This is a genomic window from Flavobacterium sp. ACN6, from assembly GCF_002304005.1.
Classification (GTDB): Bacteria; Bacteroidota; Bacteroidia; order Flavobacteriales; family Flavobacteriaceae; genus Flavobacterium.
On sequence record NZ_MRCQ01000003.1, the window covers coordinates 191,033 to 208,647 of the forward strand.

The 17,615-nt window shown below is 32.5% G+C and carries 15 protein-coding genes; 6 read left to right on the forward strand and 9 right to left on the reverse strand.

The features are described from left to right. The first annotated feature begins 5 nt into the window (after positions 1-5). The gene (locus BSF42_RS06210) at positions 6-2,177 is read left to right on the forward strand and encodes an ATP-binding protein (RefSeq protein ID WP_095952239.1); all 2,172 of its coding nucleotides are present in this window, start codon (positions 6-8) and stop codon (positions 2,175-2,177) included. 6 nt (positions 2,178-2,183) lie between these two features. Here the strand turns inward: BSF42_RS06210 and lpxK are convergent, their stop codons facing one another. Together lpxK and BSF42_RS06220 are read right to left on the reverse strand one after the other, a co-directional pair. Further along, on the reverse strand, positions 2,184-3,200 hold the full coding sequence (lpxK, locus tag BSF42_RS06215; protein ID WP_095952240.1) for a tetraacyldisaccharide 4'-kinase: 1,017 nt from the start codon (positions 3,198-3,200) through the stop codon (positions 2,184-2,186). Beyond that, a complete protein-coding gene (locus BSF42_RS06220; RefSeq protein ID WP_095952241.1) occupies positions 3,200-4,024 on the reverse strand; it encodes a KilA-N domain-containing protein in 825 nt (274 codons plus the stop codon). The genes lpxK and BSF42_RS06220 overlap by 1 nt, the downstream gene beginning before the upstream one ends. A 198-nt stretch (positions 4,025-4,222) precedes the next feature. Here BSF42_RS06220 and BSF42_RS06225 point away from each other — a divergent pair, with 198 nt between their 5' ends. The 5 genes from BSF42_RS06225 to rluF all read left to right on the forward strand — a co-directional run bounded on the left by BSF42_RS06225 (position 4,223) and on the right by rluF (position 8,646). Continuing rightward, positions 4,223-5,317, forward strand: a complete 1,095-nt coding sequence (locus tag BSF42_RS06225) for a Nif3-like dinuclear metal center hexameric protein (RefSeq protein WP_095952242.1) — start codon at positions 4,223-4,225, stop codon at positions 5,315-5,317. A gap of 3 nt (positions 5,318-5,320) precedes the next feature. After that, the gene (locus BSF42_RS06230) at positions 5,321-6,100 is read left to right on the forward strand and encodes a zinc ribbon domain-containing protein (protein WP_095952243.1); all 780 of its coding nucleotides are present in this window, start codon (positions 5,321-5,323) and stop codon (positions 6,098-6,100) included. Positions 6,101-6,288: 188 nt separating this feature from the next. Further along, positions 6,289-7,149, forward strand: a complete 861-nt coding sequence (locus BSF42_RS06235; RefSeq protein WP_095952244.1) for an alpha/beta fold hydrolase — start codon at positions 6,289-6,291, stop codon at positions 7,147-7,149. Between the two features lie 66 nt (positions 7,150-7,215). After that, a complete protein-coding gene (locus tag BSF42_RS06240; protein WP_095952245.1) occupies positions 7,216-7,560 on the forward strand; it encodes an antibiotic biosynthesis monooxygenase in 345 nt (114 codons plus the stop codon). A 201-nt stretch (positions 7,561-7,761) separates the two neighbouring features. Then, positions 7,762-8,646: a 23S rRNA pseudouridine(2604) synthase RluF gene (gene rluF / locus BSF42_RS06245; protein ID WP_095952246.1), complete on the forward strand. Its 885-nt coding sequence runs from the start codon at positions 7,762-7,764 to the stop codon at positions 8,644-8,646. A gap of 36 nt (positions 8,647-8,682) precedes the next feature. Here the strand turns inward: rluF and BSF42_RS06250 are convergent, their stop codons facing one another. The 7 genes from BSF42_RS06250 to BSF42_RS06280 form a co-directional block, all read right to left on the reverse strand. Then, on the reverse strand, positions 8,683-10,074 hold the full coding sequence (locus BSF42_RS06250) for a DUF4173 domain-containing protein (RefSeq protein WP_095952247.1): 1,392 nt from the start codon (positions 10,072-10,074) through the stop codon (positions 8,683-8,685). Positions 10,075-10,155: 81 nt separating this feature from the next. Then, positions 10,156-10,446 carry a transcriptional regulator gene (locus BSF42_RS06255; RefSeq protein ID WP_095952248.1) on the reverse strand — a complete coding sequence of 97 codons (291 nt, stop codon included), beginning with the start codon at positions 10,444-10,446 and terminating at the stop codon, positions 10,156-10,158. Positions 10,447-10,455: 9 nt separating this feature from the next. Continuing rightward, positions 10,456-11,070: a hypothetical protein gene (locus tag BSF42_RS06260; RefSeq protein ID WP_095952249.1), complete on the reverse strand. Its 615-nt coding sequence runs from the start codon at positions 11,068-11,070 to the stop codon at positions 10,456-10,458. 294 nt (positions 11,071-11,364) lie between these two features. Further along, positions 11,365-12,291, reverse strand: a complete 927-nt coding sequence (locus BSF42_RS06265) for a magnesium transporter CorA family protein (RefSeq protein WP_095952250.1) — start codon at positions 12,289-12,291, stop codon at positions 11,365-11,367. A gap of 405 nt (positions 12,292-12,696) precedes the next feature. Then, the gene (locus tag BSF42_RS06270) at positions 12,697-13,584 is read right to left on the reverse strand and encodes a bifunctional 5,10-methylenetetrahydrofolate dehydrogenase/5,10-methenyltetrahydrofolate cyclohydrolase (RefSeq protein ID WP_095952251.1); all 888 of its coding nucleotides are present in this window, start codon (positions 13,582-13,584) and stop codon (positions 12,697-12,699) included. Between the two features lie 140 nt (positions 13,585-13,724). Beyond that, positions 13,725-15,077, reverse strand: coding sequence for a signal recognition particle protein (ffh, locus tag BSF42_RS06275; protein ID WP_095952252.1), 1,353 nt, complete (start codon positions 15,075-15,077; stop codon positions 13,725-13,727). 855 nt (positions 15,078-15,932) lie between these two features. Beyond that, positions 15,933-17,615 carry an MBOAT family protein gene (locus BSF42_RS06280; protein ID WP_095952253.1) on the reverse strand — a complete coding sequence of 561 codons (1,683 nt, stop codon included), beginning with the start codon at positions 17,613-17,615 and terminating at the stop codon, positions 15,933-15,935.

Consider the following 17,615-nt stretch of genomic DNA (forward strand, 5'->3'; position numbering starts at 1 on the left):
CATACATGAAATACTGTCTTTTTATTGTTGTTTGTTTTCTTACCCCGTTTTTGTATTCTCAAACCAAAAAGAATACAGATAGCGTTACCTATTATAACAAACTGGCCAACAATAATCTTGACAATAAAAAGTTTAATCAGGCAGTTCTTTACACCCAAAAATCTATCAATTTTTGCGAAGTACACGGAAAAACAGAAAACCTTGCCAATCAGACTTTAAAGCTTGGCAAAATCTATTACAATCAGGGAAAATTTGACGCTGCTTTAAAAAATTTCCACAAAACAGTTTCCTTATACGATACAATTAAACCAAGCTGTATCAAAGTTCTAGCATTGCACTACATTGGCGTAACGAATACTGCAAAAGGCGATTATAAAACTGCAGCTATTTATTATGCGAAAGCAAATGATTTACTAAAACAGCTTAACATTGCAGACCACAGTGAAGCTTTAGAATATCAAAAAGCGTTAGCGCTGAAAACAAATAATGATTTAGTTTTAGCCGCCAAAACTTTTAGAAAAATCACCAAACATCCCGATAATTCTTCTATTATAAAAACTAAAGTTGATTCCTACTACCAGCTTGGTTTAATTGAAACACTGCTTAGAAGAAATGATTCGGCCATAATCTATTTCGACAAAGCAATAGAGTACAATGATAAAATCAATGATTTTCAAAAAAAATCTAAAATTGTTTTGGCAATAAGCCAATATTACAAGCAGAATAAAAATTATGACTTGGCCTATTCGTATTTAAACGAACATTATCAGCTAGAAAATTATCTGCTGAAATTGAAAAATGCCAAAGTAGATTTAAATGAATTTGAAAAATTCAAAAAAAATCAATCTTTAAATAATACTATAAAAAGAGAAAGCGAAGAAAAAATTCAGCTTAAAACCTATCGATATTCTAAGCTCGTCAGCATTTTAGCAATTGCATTGATTTCGATTTTATCTCTTTTAAGTCTCGCTTTGTACAAAAATAATATCATTAGAAATCAGAATAATTTACTGCTTCGCGAAAAAAACAAAGAACTAATTTTAGCTAAAAATAAAGCAGAAAAAGCATCCAAAGCAAGATCTGAATTTTTATCAACCGTAAGTCACGAACTGCGGACACCTCTGAATGCAATTAACGGAATTACGCATATCTTACTTGAAGATAACCCCAAAAAAAGGCAGTTAAAATATTTAGAATCTCTAAAATTTTCTGGTAATTATTTGACTACTTTTATTAATGAAATTTTAGAAATCAATAAAATTGAATCCACTAAAGTTGATGTAGAAAATATCAGCTTCAACCTGAAAGAACTTCTTTTTAACATTCAAAGCTCCTTAAAAGAGTTAGCTACAGCCAATAAAAATTATTTCAATTTAGAAATAGATCAATCTATTCCAGACAATCTAATAGGAGATCCGACCAAATTATCCCAAATCATACTTAACTTAATCAATAATGCTTTAAAGTTTACTCAAAACGGACATGTAAATGTTATTGCAAAATTGTATTCGCAAGAAGATGAAAATGCTATAGTTTATTTCGAAATTGTTGACACAGGAATTGGTATTCCTGAAGATAAGCTTCAAAGTGTTTTCGAAAGTTTCTCGCAAGGATCTATCGAGGTAAACAGAAAATACGGCGGAACCGGTCTTGGACTTACAATTGTAAAAAAACTAATAGAACTTTTAGGAGGCGAAATAAAATTAAAAAGTGAAGTTGGTAAAGGATCTACTTTTACCTTCAAATTAAATTTCAAAATTAATAACGAAACATTGGAAGTAATTGAAGAAGTAAAACCTTATAACGACAAACAATTGAAAAACAAATCTATTTTATTGATCGAGGATAACAAAATCAATCAAATGATTACCCGAAAAATGCTTGAAAACAAACACATTACTTGCGAAATCATAGATAATGGAGAAGATGCTGTCGAGCTTTTAAAGATTAAACGTTTTGATATGGTTTTAATGGATGTCCATCTTCCTGGAATTAACGGTACAACGGCTACCAAATTGATTCGAGAATTTGACAAAACAACTCCGATTATTGCATTAACTGCCATTTCGCTTGACGAAAACCGTGATATGCTTCTTTCTTTCGGAATGGATGATGTTATTACTAAACCTTTCGTTCCAGACGAATTTTACACTACTATTGCCAAGTTTTTTGATTAATTAAGATTATAAATTTAATTTGACATACTCCAAAATTGTCGCATCAAAATTTTGCTGATGGTTTATAAAAGAGCTTTTTATTGGCAGATAATACAATTGAGAAACTAATATTGAGTCTTTTAAACGCACATAATCTTTTTCCGTTGTAATTATTTTTCTTCCGTTAGCTTTAGTTGTAATAGAATCTAAATCGGAATCAGAAAAATGATGATGGTCTGGAAAAGTAAGGCATTCATCATTTTCATTTTTCAAATAGTCAAAAAATGGTTTTGGTTTTGCAATTCCAGCCAAAAGCAACTTAGGCTCAGATTTGATTTCAGCTACATCAATATTTTCTTCTTTCCCATAAATTACTGTATCATAATCTATAAAAGTAAAAAACACCTGCTGCGAACACGTTAGTTTTAATTTTAATCTAATCTCAGCCTGTTTTTCATCAGACAAAACTTTAGGGCATTTTGTAACCACAACAATATTAGCTCTTTTGGCTCCGCTCCTGCTTTCTCTTAAATTTCCTGTTGGCAGCATAAAATCATCTGCATACAAATCATCGTATGAAGTCAGCAGAATATAAAAACCTGCTTTTACTTTTCGGTGCTGAAAAGCATCATCAAGCAAAATAATTTCTGGTTTACTAGGCTGGGAAAGTAATTGCTGAATTCCATTTGTACGATTTGCATCGACCGCAACCTGTACATTTGGAAATTTTTGATAAAACTGAAAAGGTTCATCGCCAAGGATTTCGGCATTCGAATTATTATCTGCCAAAACAAAACCTTCCGATTTCCTTTTATAACCACGGCTTAATGTCGCTGCTTTATATTTATCTGATAACAATCGTATCAAATACTCTATTTGAGGTGTCTTCCCAGTTCCGCCAACGCTTAAATTACCAACGGCAATAACAGGAAGATTAAAAGAAGTTGATTTAAGAATTCCTTTATCAAAAAGAAAATTACGAATGCTTGTAATGAGTCCATATAAAATGGCGAATGGGAAAAGTATTTTTCGAAGTATGTTCATTATTTCAATTTATTCAAAACAGTAGAATTAATTAGCGATTTCATTTGGCTAATAGCAATTTCGTTTAATTTTAATACCCTTTCAGCCTGTATAATTCCTTGTTGTATTAACATTGCATTTATACTTTCAAGATTTGACAATACAACTAATTGTTCAATCGATGCCGAATCTCTAATATTACCTTTGTCATCTGGATTTTCATCACGCCATTCCTTGGCAGTTTTACCAAATAAAGCAACATTCAACAAATCTGCTTCGTCAGCATAAATAAAATTCTTCTGTTTTATATTTATCATCAATGGAATTAGTTTTTCCTTAATTGCATCTGTATGTATAGTATAATTAATTTTTGAAATGGTCCTCTGCAAGTTCCATTCTAACTTTTTTGTTTTACTTTCCTCTTCTTTTAAGCGCTGAAATTCCTTTATAAGATAAAATTTAAACTCTGCACTTAACCAAGTGGCAAATTCAAAAGCAATGTCTTTATGTGCAAATGTACCGCCATATCTTCCAGTTTTCGAAGTTATTCCTATTGCATTTGTTGTTTCAATCCATCTTTTAGGCGTTAATGAAAAACTATTAGAACCTGCCATACTTTTAATTCCTTCGAATTCGATGGAATTAAAATCTGGGTTATTAAATTTTTCCCACAATCCAATAAATTCAATTGTACTACGATTCCTCATCCAGTTTTGCAATATATAATCACTACGTTCGCTATCGCGATGTCTAGCGATATCCGTTAGAGACATAAAATCATCTTTATCGTCTTCAAATACAACTATATCTATTCCTTGAACATTTATTCTTCTATTTTTCGCCATTTTATTAATTTAAACTAATCTCTTTTTAATACACGTAAGAAAAAACACAAAAATAAACAGTAGCTCTAAATAAAATAGTGAAAGGAAAAAGTATTTTTCAAAGTAAGTTCATTTTACGAAAGTATAATATTTTTTGTTAATTTGTCTTAAGTTTCAAGTTCAACAACCTGAAACTTGAAACCTGAAACTTAAACACAAATGAAAATATCAAACATACTTAAAGTTCTAGAAGAAATGTCGCCTCTTGCCTATGCAGAAGATTTTGACAATGTTGGACTTTTAGTCGGAGATTCTGAAACTGACTGCACCGGAGTTTTAGTCTGTCATGATGCTCTAGAAAATGTTATTGAAGAAGCTATTACCAAAAATTGTAATCTGGTAGTTTGTTTTCACCCGATATTATTTTCTGGAATTAAAAAAATTACTGGTAAAAATTATGTTGAGCGCGCCATTCTAAAAGCAATAAAAAATGATATTGGTATTTATGCCGTTCATACCGCGCTTGATAATCATTCACAAGGTGTAAATAAAATTTTCTGCGATGCAATAGGATTAACGAATACTAAAATATTAATTCCTAAAAATAATTTCATACAAAAATTAATTACTTATACCGTTCTAGATAATGCTGATAAAGTCCGGAATGCTTTATTTGAAGCCGGTGCGGGCAAAATTGGCAATTATGACAACTGCAGTTTTAATTCACAGGGCTTTTTTACTTTCGAAGGAAATGAAGACAGCAATCCTGTAATTGGCGAAAAAGGAAAACTGCATACTGGAGAAGAAATTAAAATTGAAGTCGTTTTTGAAAAACATCTCCAATCACGAATTTTAAAAGCGCTTTTTACCAATCATATTTATGAAGAAGTGGCTTATGAAATTTATGATCTGCAAAATTCTCATCAAAATATTGGTCTGGGAATGATTGGTGAATTTGAAACCGAAATGGATGAAAAGAGTTTTCTTCATTTGGTTAAAGAAAAAATGATTGCCGACGGAATTCGTCATTCTGCATTTTTAGGAAAAGAAATTAAAAAAGTTGCAGTACTTGGAGGTTCTGGAAGTTTTGCAATAAAAAATGCAATTCAGGCTGGAGCCGATGCTTTTTTGACCGCAGATTTGAAGTATCATCAGTTTTATGAGGCTGAAAACAAGTTACTTTTGGCCGATATTGGTCATTTTGAGAGCGAACGCTATACAAAAAACTATATTGTTGATTATCTTCGAAAAAAAATTCTTAATTTTGCGATCATTTTATCGGAAGAAAATACAAATCCAGTTAAGTACTTATAGAATATGACGAATACGAAAGAATTAAGTGTTGAGGACAAGTTAAGAGCAATATATGATTTACAGCTTATTGACTCTAGAATTGACGAAATCAGAAACGTTAGAGGTGAGCTTCCTTTAGAAGTTGAAGATTTAGAAGATGAAGTTGCAGGTTTGAGCACTCGTTCAGAGAAACTGAAAAGTGAACTTGAAGTGATTGAGGAGCAAATCAAAGCGAAGAAAAACGCTATTGATGAGCATAAAGAGGTTATCAAAAAATACACAAAACAACAGGAATCTGTACGTAATAACAGAGAATTTAATTCTTTGACAAAAGAGGTTGAATTTCAAGAATTAGAAATTCAATTGGCTGAAAAGCAAATTAAAGAAATGAAAGCTTCTATTGAGCACAAAAAAGAAGTTATTTCTAATTTAAAAGAAAAACTTGATGCTAAAAGTTCTCACTTAAAGCATAAAAAATCTGAATTGGATGCAATTATGTCTGAAACTCAGAAAGAAGAAATTTTCTTGACTGAGAAATCTGCTGAGTTTTCTGGACAAATCGAAGACAGATTATTAGCTGCTTACAATAGAATCAGAAGCAGTGTTCGTAATGGTTTGGCTGTAGTTTCTATCGAAAGAGGAGCTTCTGCTGGATCTTTCTTTACAATTCCACCACAAACTCAGGTAGAGATTGCTTCAAGAAAGAAAATCATCACAGATGAGCACTCTGGAAGAATTTTAGTTGACAGCGCTTTGGCTGAAGAAGAAAAAGAAAAGATGGAACAATTGTTCTCAAAATTCTAAATAAACGGTCCCGATTTAATCGGGACTTTTTTTTTGTAATTATTTTGCCGCGAATTATACAAATTCTCACTAATTTTTAATTTGTTTCTAAATGGAATAAAAATTCGTGGTAAATTTGTGTAATTCGTGGCAAAACTTTTTAGAGCACCTCGCGAATATTCTTTTACCAATAAAATAAAATTTAAGTTTTGAAAATTAAAAGAGGAATTCGTTTTATTACGTTAAAATCGGTTGGATCTTATATTAACTTTTTGAGTTATGTTCGTCCGCAAAGAGCTACTGAACTTTCTTATGCTCTTTTTAGCCAGCCGCGAATTGGCAGGTTCAAAAAAGAAACTCTTCCAAAAGTACTCCAAAATACAGAAACAGAGATTTTTCATCACAACGAACATCATTTTCAAACTTATATCTGGAAAGGAAACGAAACTAAAATTTTATTAGTTCACGGTTGGGAAAGTAATGCTTCGCGCTGGAAAAAAACGTTACCTCATCTGCAAAAGTCAGGAAGTACAATTATTGCTATTGATGCGCCCGCTCACGGCCAAAGCAGTGGTAAAGAATTTAATGTACCGCTTTATGCCGAATTCATTAATAAAGCTGTAGAAAAATATCAGCCTACTATTATTATCGGACATTCTATTGGAGGCGCAGCCTGTGTTTATCATCAGTATTTATTCCCTAATACGAGTATCAAAAAAATGGTAATTCTTGGTGCACCATCTGATTTAAAAACTTTAATTGACAATTATATTTCGATGCTGAGTTTGAATACTAAAATGTTAAGCCTTTTAGAAAGCAAATTCATAAATCGTTTCAACTTTAAGCTGGAAGATTTTTCGGGACAAAAATTTGCAACTCAATTCAATATTCCAGGTTTTATTGCACATGATACTACGGATAAAATTGTTGCTTTTGAAGAAGGAAAAAAAATTGCAAGCGGTTGGAAAAACAGCCAATTTATCGAAACCAGCGGTTTAGGCCACGGAATGCATGATGATGAATTGTATCAAAAAGTGATTGAGTTTCTTTTTTCCGGAGATACAAAATAACAAAGACTCAAAAGAACAAAGGTTTTCCATAAATCTAAAATCTGAATTCTAAAATCTAAAATTAAAATGGTTGCTGTAATTTTTGAAGTTATTCCAAACGAAGGAAAAAAAGAAGAATATCTGGATATTGCCGCTAGTCTTCGTCCTGAATTAGATCATATTGAAGGATTTATTTCTATAGAACGTTTTCAAAGTCTGAATGATCCTGAAAAAGTTTTGTCTTTATCATTTTGGAAAGATGAAGAAAGCATTCAACAATGGAGAAATCTTGAAATGCATCGTCATGCGCAATCAAAAGGAAGAAATGGAATTTTTAAAGATTATCATTTGAGAATTGCAACAGTAGTTCGTGATTACGGAATGTTTGAAAGAAAAGAAACTCCTTCTGACAGCTCTAGTTTTCATTCTTGAAAGGTTCAAAGGTGCAGAGGATCAAAGTGACAAAGGTTTTATTTTGAGGTTATTTTACAATTTTTTGTCAATTCGGAGGAATGACAAGATTGCAGAAAAATCTAAAATCTAAAATCTAATTTAAAATCTAAAATCTAAAAATTCCAAGAAGTCTAAAATCTAAAATTCTAAGAAGTCTAAACTTTTGCCTACTTTTGCAGTATGGAAGAGAATTTAAAACGTCTGAATAAATTTATTGGTGAAACAGGTTACTGTTCTCGTCGTGAAGCCGATAAATTAATCGAAGAAGGACGCGTAACAATAAATGGTGCTGTGCCAGAAATGGGAACGAAAGTTTCTCCAAATGACGAAGTACGAATTGACGGAAAACTAATTGTCGAAAAACATGAAAAGCTGGTTTACTTGGCGTTTAACAAACCTGTCGGAATTGAATGTACAACCAATCTTGACGTTAAAAACAATATTGTAGACTATATTAATTATCCGAAACGTATTTTCCCAATCGGGAGATTAGACAAAGCCAGTGAAGGATTAATTTTCATGACTAATGACGGCGATATTGTAAACAAGATTCTTCGCGCCAGAAACAATCACGAAAAAGAATATACCGTTACAGTTGACAGACCAATTACAGATCGTTTTATTGAGCGTATGGGAAATGGGGTTCCGATTTTGGACACTGTTACCAAAAAATGTAAAGTAGAACAAATTAGCAAGTATACTTTTAAAATCATTTTAACGCAGGGATTAAACCGCCAAATTAGAAGAATGACCGAATATTTAGGTTATGAAGTTACGGCGCTTAAACGTATCCGAATTATCAATATTTCGCTTGATGTTCCTGTCGGACGTTTTCGCGATTTGACTGATGAGGAAATTACAGAATTAAATCTGTTAATTGAGCCTTCGAGTAAAACGGAAGAAGCAAGTTTTCCTAAAGTTGAAAATCGTAATCAAAGTTCAAACCAAAGCTCGAGCCAAAGTTCTAATCGAAGCTCGAATCAAAGCTCCGGCCAAAGTTCGAATAGAAGAACAACATTTATTTCTAAACACGATCCCCGATTTAAAAAAAGAGGAGATAATTAAATAGCAAAACCATCAGCTCTCACTGATGGTTTTTTATTATTTATTCTTTTCATTCAAAAATTCATAATACAAAGCTTTCGATAAAAATCCTTCTTTCTGATAATTCAAAATCATTTCTTCTCTACTGCTTTCATCATGGCCTCCATTTAAATTATTTTTTAAAAAGTATTCGCGTCGGACATCATCATTAAAGTTCAGTCCGCTTAAAAATTTTGGTTCGGTACATTTGTTTACAGCAATATTGTAGTTTGTAATCAGATTTCCCCAGTTTACAAAACTGCATAATAATAATGTTCCATAAAAATACCAAATCATATTGTTTACCAAGTAAGCATTTGTTTTTTGCTTTTTAATTTTTAAAAAAACATAGACTAAACCTATAATAGACAAAATCAAAAAGGCATAAACACCCAATCTTTTATACGTTAAACCAAAAACCGAAATGTATTCTGAGTTTTTAATTATAGTACTTAAAATCAAAAAGCCATTTAAAACAATCCAAATTTTAGCAAGTTTTTTTAGGGAGGCTGCTTTTTCATCAAAATTAAATCCGCCTTTAAAATAGAACATGATTAATCCTACTGCCATCAGGATCGAAAAAATTACAGAGTTTACTCGTTCGTGTGTATCTGCGCTTAAATTTGTTTTCTCTACTACTTCAAAAAACTGCTCGTAATTATAAGTTCCTATAAAAACCAAAAGCATAATATTTAATAAAACCAATGTGATTTCGCCACTTTTTCTTTCGAAATCAAGATCTAAAAATGAAAATGTATTTTGGTTTTTTACTTCAGAAACATTCACAAAATCATTATTAAGTTTTGAATTGTATTGGTAACAAACGTCTGGAACCCAATAATTCCAGAAACTAAAGGAAATATAAAATCCCAAAACACAAACCAATATTAATTGTGGCAGATTAAGATCTAAAGTATAATCTGTAAACAATGAAGAAAAATGATCGCTTCCGAAAGAATAAACGATAAAGAACAATCCTAGAAAGATAACTGGTATGATGACAAAAGCAACAAGCTTCTTTGCAAAATCATTATGAATTTTTCGTTCTGGAAGCCATTGATGAAAAATAAATATACGTCCTAAAGAGGTGATTCCGTTTAAGAATATCAGTGGAAAAATCTGTATTGTCTTGAGTTCTTCGTCTTGGGTTTTAAATTGTAAAAACAAAATTGAAAGCGCTAAAGCAAAAAATGATGCCGCATCTCCGTACCAAGCAAATGCCAAACAAGACAGAATAGAAGTCATTACTAAAACCAAATGAGATCTGTCTACAAGCTTCTCCTGAAAGAAGTAACTAATTAATAGAGTGAGTACTACTCCAAAAATAGAAAGATTAATACCAACAGATTCGTTGTAAAAAAGCAGTATAAAAACCGCTGTACAGGCTACGATAATTTGATGTTTTTTCATTTTAATAGATTTTAATTTTAGTTAATTTATTTTTAAAAGTACTTTGTAATTCAAAGTTTTCGGATAAAAAAATAGAGTTAGTTAGGATTTCATTAATTTTTCCAAATAGGATAAGTGTTCTTTAAAAGCAGCACGCCCTAAATCGGTAACCTGATATGATGTTCTAGGTTTTTTACCCACAAATTCTTTCTTTACTTCGATATAACCCGCTTTTTCAAGTGCAGATGAGTGACTTGCTAAATTACCATCGGTGATATTTAAAAGTGTTTTCATTTCGGTAAAATCTACCCAATCATTGACCAGCAGAATAGACATAATACCTAATCTGACACGACTTTCAAAATCTTTATTTAGTTTATCAATGATTCCCATCTGGCTGGTTTATTTGTATTTTTTGAACATGATTAATCCGTACAAAATATGTAAAATTCCAAAACCTAAAATCCAAAACAATAATCCATATCCAATAAAAAACAAAGAAATTAAGCCTAAACAAAGTTCGCAGAAACCTAAATATTTCACGTCTGAAAAAGTATATTTTTCTGCATTAATAAGCGCCAAACCGTAAAATAGTAAAGTAGACGGTGCAACTAAACCAAAGTATCCGTGGTATATTAATGCTAAACAAAATACACCTCCAACAAAAAGCGGAACTGCTAAATTGAATAACATTTTTTTTGTTGCCGAAGTCCATATTGGTAAATTGTACTTTCGGCTTTTTCTGATGGTGAAAAAGATTCCAAAAACAAATGCGCAAGCTAAAATTAGAACTCCGATCCAAAATAATTCTGAAACTAAATTGGCTGAATACATTCTGTGCTCGTCCGTAAAATAATCTAGTCCGTTTGCTTTAAATAACTGATAAACGTACATACCACCAATCAACGCAGATAAGCCTGCAAAAACGCCTGATAGTCCGCTTAAAGATATAAATCTGGAAGAACGCTCCATCATGGAACGAATATGTGCTAAATCTTCTTGGTGCTGTTGATTCATAATTAAAGTACTTTGCAGTACAAAGTTATTATTATTTTTGGATTGGCAAATAAAAAAGGTTGTTTTTTTTATAAAGACTTAACAGGTTTTAAAAACCTGCTAAGTCTCTTTGTACGACCGCGTGAGGGATAGAAGCTGGCTACCGAAGTAGCGCGGATAGCCCGACCTTTTTTGCGAAAAGGCGCACATACGCACAAAGATTGGTGCGCCTTTTTGCAAAAAAGGTCACGCCCAAACTATAAAACGAAAAAGCCTATTCTTAATGAACAGGCTTTTACTATTGTGAAGTTTTAATTAAAACCATCTTCTTCTTTTGAATAAAAAGACTCCAAAAGTTGACAGGATAATGGAAACTAAAAGCAGAATCCAGATTCCGTATTTACTTTCTTCTAATCCGTTTGGGACGTTCATTCCGTATAAACTGGCGATCAGGGTTGGAATCATCAGGATAATCGAAATTGAAGTCATCTGCTTCATGATGTTATTCATGTTGTTTGAAATCACAGATGCATACGCATCCATCATTCCGGTCAAGATGTTGTTGTAAATATTCGCGGTATCCTGCGCCTGATTTAATTCGATTTCGACATCTTCAAGTAATTCTGGATCGTAATTGGCTTTGTGGGCTTTTAGATTTTTGATTCTTTGAAACAAAACGTCATTTGCTTTTAAAGAGGTTATAAAGAATACAAAACATTTTTCGATTTGAAGCAGCGCTTGCAGTTCTTCATTTTTTATCGATTTCTCTAAATTATCTTCTGCTAGTTTTATTTTTTGATTGATTTGTTTCAGATATTTTAAGTACCAAACGCTTGATGACAAGAGCAATCTTAAAACCAAATTGAAATTATCTTCGATTTCGATGTTTTTGCGCTGCGAATAGGCAACGAAATCTTTTATTATTTCTGTTTTATAAAAACTAATTGTAACACAGATATCTTCTTTGAAAATTACGCCCAGCGGAACGGTATGAAAAGGAATTTTGATATCGCCGCTTTTTATGGGAATTCGCATAATTATCAACGTCCATCCGTCTTCTATTTCGATACGCGGTCTTTCGTCGATATCTTCAATGTCGTTGTAAAATGCTTCGGGAATTTGAAGCTCGTTTAATAAATAATCTTTGTCTGTTTCTGTTGGTGATTCGATGTGAATCCAGCAATTAGAAGTCCATTTTTGGATTTCGATCAATCCGTTGTTGTTTGTGTAAAAGGCTTTCATTTCAAAATACAGGATTTTATCGCAGCATTTTGAAATTTCTAAAGCTGCTTAATTTAATACTAACGAATAATAATAATCGTCCATTTGGAGAAGTGTTTTTTAAGTGGTGCAAAAGTATCCTTTATTTTTTAGAACCAAAAGTTTAAACTATTAATTATATATTAAAATGCTTTTTGGGACTATTTTTTAAACACATAGAATTTTCTTAAATTCCAAATTTAAAAATTCCAAATTCCATTTTAACAGAAAAGAATGCAAGGCCTTGTTTTTAAATCTTTTGAATCTTTTAAAAATTCAAATCAATCATGGCCGGAGTCAACTATTATTTAAAAGAAAACTTTTAGCTGCATAATACAAGAAAGCCTGTTCAATTGAACAGGCTTTGTATTCTATTTTGAAACGAAATTATTGATTTTTTGCGCTTCTCATTTTACGTGCTAAAAGTGTATTTTTAAGCAGCATTGCAATTGTCATTGGTCCTACTCCACCAGGAACTGGTGTAATAAATGATGCTTTTTTGCTTACTCCGTCAAAATCAACGTCTCCTTTAATAACGTATCCTTTTGGGTTTGATGCATCTTCTACGCGAGTAATTCCAACGTCTATAATTGTTACTCCTTCTTTTACCATATCTGCTTTTAAAAACTCAGGAACTCCTAAAGCAGTAATAATAATATCTGCATTTTTAGTATATTCTTCTAAATTTTTAGTACGGCTGTGTGTTAGGGTAACTGTTGAGTCTCCAGGATTTCCTTTACGGCTCATTAAGATACTCATTGGGCGTCCTACGATATGACTCCTTCCAATTACAACGGTGTGTTTTCCTGAAGTTTCTACTTTGTAGCGCTCCAATAATTCCATAATTCCGAATGGTGTTGCTGGAATAAAACTTTCCATTTCAAGCGCCATTCTTCCAAAGTTTGTTGGATGGAATCCGTCTACGTCTTTATCAGGATCAATTGCTAATAAGATTTTTTGCTCATCGATGTGTTTTGGCAAAGGCAATTGAACGATGTATCCGTCTAGATTATCATCTTCGTTTAGCTCTTTAATTTTAGCAAGCAGTTCTTCTTCGGTAATGGTTTCCGGCAGGCTTACTAAAGTTGAATCAAATCCGATTTCCTGACATGATTTTACTTTGCTTCCTACGTAAGTTAAACTCGCACCATTGCTACCTACTAAAACGGCTGCTAAATGAGGCACTTTTCCTCCAGCTGCCTTTATAGATTGAACTTCGGCTGCAATTTCATTTTTAATGTCGTTAGATGTTTTTTTACCGTCTAGTAGCTGCATTTTTTTTGTTTCAGTTTAAAGTTGTTTTGTTTCAGGTTTCAGGTTTCACGTTGAAACGAAATTCATATTTATTTTATCGAAAAAAGTTTCAAATTTCAGACTCTTAATTTGAGACCTGAAACTTGAAACTTTTAATTTTATTACTTCGGCATTCCTCCTGGCATTCCTTTCATGCCTCCCATCATTTTCATCAGGTTTTTTCCGCCTGGCCCCTGCATCATTTTCATCATCTTGCTCATTTGGTCAAACTGCTTCATTAACTGATTTACCTGCTCGACTTTCGTTCCGGAACCTTTAGCTATTCTGGCTTTTCTTTTTACGTCGATGATGGCCGGTTTGCTTCTTTCGATTGGTGTCATCGAGTGAATGATTGCTTCAATATGTTTAAAAGCATCATCTTCTATTTCTACATCTTTCATGGCTTTTGAAGCTCCTGGTATCATTCCTACCAAGTCTTTCATGTTACCCATTTTTTTCACTTGCTGAATCTGCGTTAAGAAGTCATCAAAACCAAATTCGTTTTTAGCGATTTTCTTTTGAAGTTTTCTAGCTTCTTCTTCGTCAAATTGTTCTTGCGCTCTTTCTACAAGTGACACAACGTCTCCCATTCCTAAGATACGCTCTGCCATACGTTCTGGATAGAAAACATCAATTGCTTCCATTTTTTCTCCAGTACCAACAAATTTGATTGGCTTATTTACAATCGATTTGATCGAAAGTGCAGCTCCACCACGAGTATCTCCATCTAATTTTGTTAAAATAACTCCATCAAAATTCAGGATATCGTTGAATGCTTTTGCTGTGTTTACAGCGTCTTGTCCTGTCATAGAGTCTACAACGAACAATGTTTCTTGCGGCTCAATTGCTTTGTGTACACGCGCAATTTCGTCCATCATTTCCTGATCGACTGCCAAACGACCTGCTGTATCGACAATTACAACATTAAAACCGTTTGCTTTTGCATGTTTGATTGCGTTTTGAGCAATTTCAACAGGATTTTTATTTTCTGGCTCTGAGTAAACCTCAACACCTATTTGATCTCCTACAATATGTAGCTGGTTGATCGCCGCCGGACGGTAGATATCACACGCTACAAGAAGTGGTTTTTTGTTTTTCTTAGTCTTTAAAAAATTAGCTAATTTTCCAGAGAAAGTAGTTTTACCAGAACCTTGAAGTCCCGACATTAAAATAACAGTTGGATTTCCTGACAAGTTAATACCAGCAACATCTCCACCCATTAATTCTGTCAACTCATCTTTTACCAGCTTTACCAACAATTGTCCTGGCTGAAGCGTGGTTAAAACGTCCTGACCAATTGCTTTTTCTTTTACTTTTGCTGTAAAATCTTTAGCAATTTTAAAGTTAACGTCGGCATCAAGTAAGGCACGACGAACTTCTTTTAAGGTATCGGCAACGTTTACTTCTGTAATTTTACCGTGTCCTTTTAATATATGGAACGCTTTATCTAACTTATCACTTAAATTATCAAACATATTATTTTCTTTATTTGAAGTGCAAAGATAATCTAATTAGATATTTCAGGCAATTTTTATTTAAATGCAATTTTGCTGTGTAGTTTGATTTTGCCACGAAGACTCAAAGACACAAAAGTTTTGAATTACATAAATCGCAAAGTTTATTGTTTCTCGCAGATTTAGCAGATTCTGCAGATTATTTTTCAAAGTGAGTATAAAAAAAATTAGCTGAATCTGCTACATCTGCGGGAGAAAAAAAAGCGCAAAAGAAAAACCTTTGCGCCTTTGTGCCTTTTTGGCTATGAACATTTGAAGTGCAAAGATAATCTAATTAGATATTTCAGGCAATTTTTATTTAAATGTAATTTTGCTTTGTAGTTTGATTTTGCCACGAAGACTCAAATACACAAAAGTTTTGAATTACATAAATCGCAAAGTTTATTGTTTCTCGCAGATCTAGCAGATTCTGCAGATTATTTTTAAGAGTGAGTATTAAAAAAATTAGCTGAATCTGCTAAATCTGCGGGAGAAAAAAAAAGCGCAAAAGAATAAACCTTTGCGCCTTTGTGCCTTTGTGGCTATGAACATTTGAAGTGCAAAGATAATCTAATTAGATATTTCAGGCAATTTTTATTTAAATGCAATTTTGCTGTGTAGTTTGATTTTGCCACGAAGACTCAAAGGCACAAAAGTTTTGAATTACATAAATCGCAAAGTTTATTGTTTCTCGCAGATTTAGCAGATTCTGCAGATTATTTTTAAGAGTGAGTATTAAAAAAATTAGCTGAATCTGCTAGATCTGCGGGAGAAAAAAAAGCGCAAAAAGAATAAACCTTTGCGCCTTTGTGGCTATGAACCTTTGAACCTTATAAATTAAAACTGGAAGTAAATAAACGGCTGTGATCCGGCAACTGCTGTTGCGTAAACTATCCAGTAAACGAAACCTAAAATTATTGCTTTTACTAATAATGGTGTTCTGTCGAATGTCCATTTCATTTTGTCTGTGATGACTTCTGGTAAGAAATGCCAAACGTAACCAAACAACATTAATCCGAATACATTTTTGTAACCTAAAACAATTGTTTTCCAAAGTTCTGGTTCGAATGTTAATTGTCCAATAGTATTAATTACCTGTAAAGCTGTTTCGAAATCTCTTGCTCTGAAAAAGATCCAGCAGAAAACTACAAAATGGAAGGTAATTAGAATAGAGAAAAATCTCCATAAGAAATTTGGTCTGCTTTCTTTTTTAGATGGAAAAAATTCCATGAATATTTTATGAACCGCTAATGCTAATCCGTGAAGTGCTCCCCAAACGATAAACTGTGCCCCTGCTCCGTGCCATAAACCGCCCAAAAGCATTGTGGTAAACAAGTTAAAATTGGTTACCAAGGTTTGTTTTCTTTTGCTTGACAGTAAAAATGATAAACAGAAAAGTAAAATACTTCCAAATGCAACAATCAATGGAATTATACTCGTTGTATAATTTGCCATTCCCCAAAGTAATAATCCAAAGAAGAATAAACTTGGGAATAAATATCCCGCGAAAGAACCTTCTCTGTTTCCTCCAATAGAAATATACAAAAAGTCTTTTAACCAAGTGGAAAGTGAAATGTGCCATCTTCTCCAGAAATCTGTAATTGAAGTTGATTTATACGGAGTTCTAAAGTTCTCAGGCAATTTAAACCCAAGTAATAATGCAATACCAATTGCCATATCTGAATATCCAGAGAAATCACAATAAATTTGAATGGCATATCCGTAAGAAGCCATTAAATTTTCAAACGATGTATAACTCAACGGCGTATCGAAAACACGATCGACAAAATTTACCGAAATGTAATTTGAGATTACTGTTTTCTTAATTAAACCTCCAATAATTAAAAACAAAGCATTGTTTACGTCTTGCTTGGATAAATTTAATTTTTGATAAATCTGAGGTAAAAAGTCTTTTGCGCGAACAATTGGTCCAGCAACTAACTGCGGGAAAAAGGATACGAAGAATAAATATTCGATATAATTTTTTGTCGGCTTGATTTCTTCTCTGTAAATTTCAATAATATAACTCATCGATTGGAATGTATAAAACGAAATTCCAACAGGAAGAAAAACATTATGAAGTGCAAAATTACCATGAAACATATCATTATATGTTACAATTAAAAAGTTCATGTATTTGAAATAACCCAAAAGGGCTAAATTTAAAATTACACTTATAACCAGATATAATTTCTTTACACCGTCTCTGCTTTCTTTATAAATAATCTGGCTCAAACCATAATCTACAACTGAAGAAAGCAATAACAGCAGGAAATAAATTCCGCTTGATTTATAGTAAAAGAATAACGAAAAGAGAATAACATAAGTTAATCTCAAATAAAATGTTTTGCGTAGAAAGCCATACACAAAATAGAAAACCAAAAATAGGCCTAAAAATAAGCCGGTATTAAATAAAAGTTTTTCGTCTGGATTATATACAAACCAACTTTCAACTTGTTCTATTGTAATTACACCAAAATTTTGGACGAACCAATTATTAATGCTCTCTATTGTTGTCAA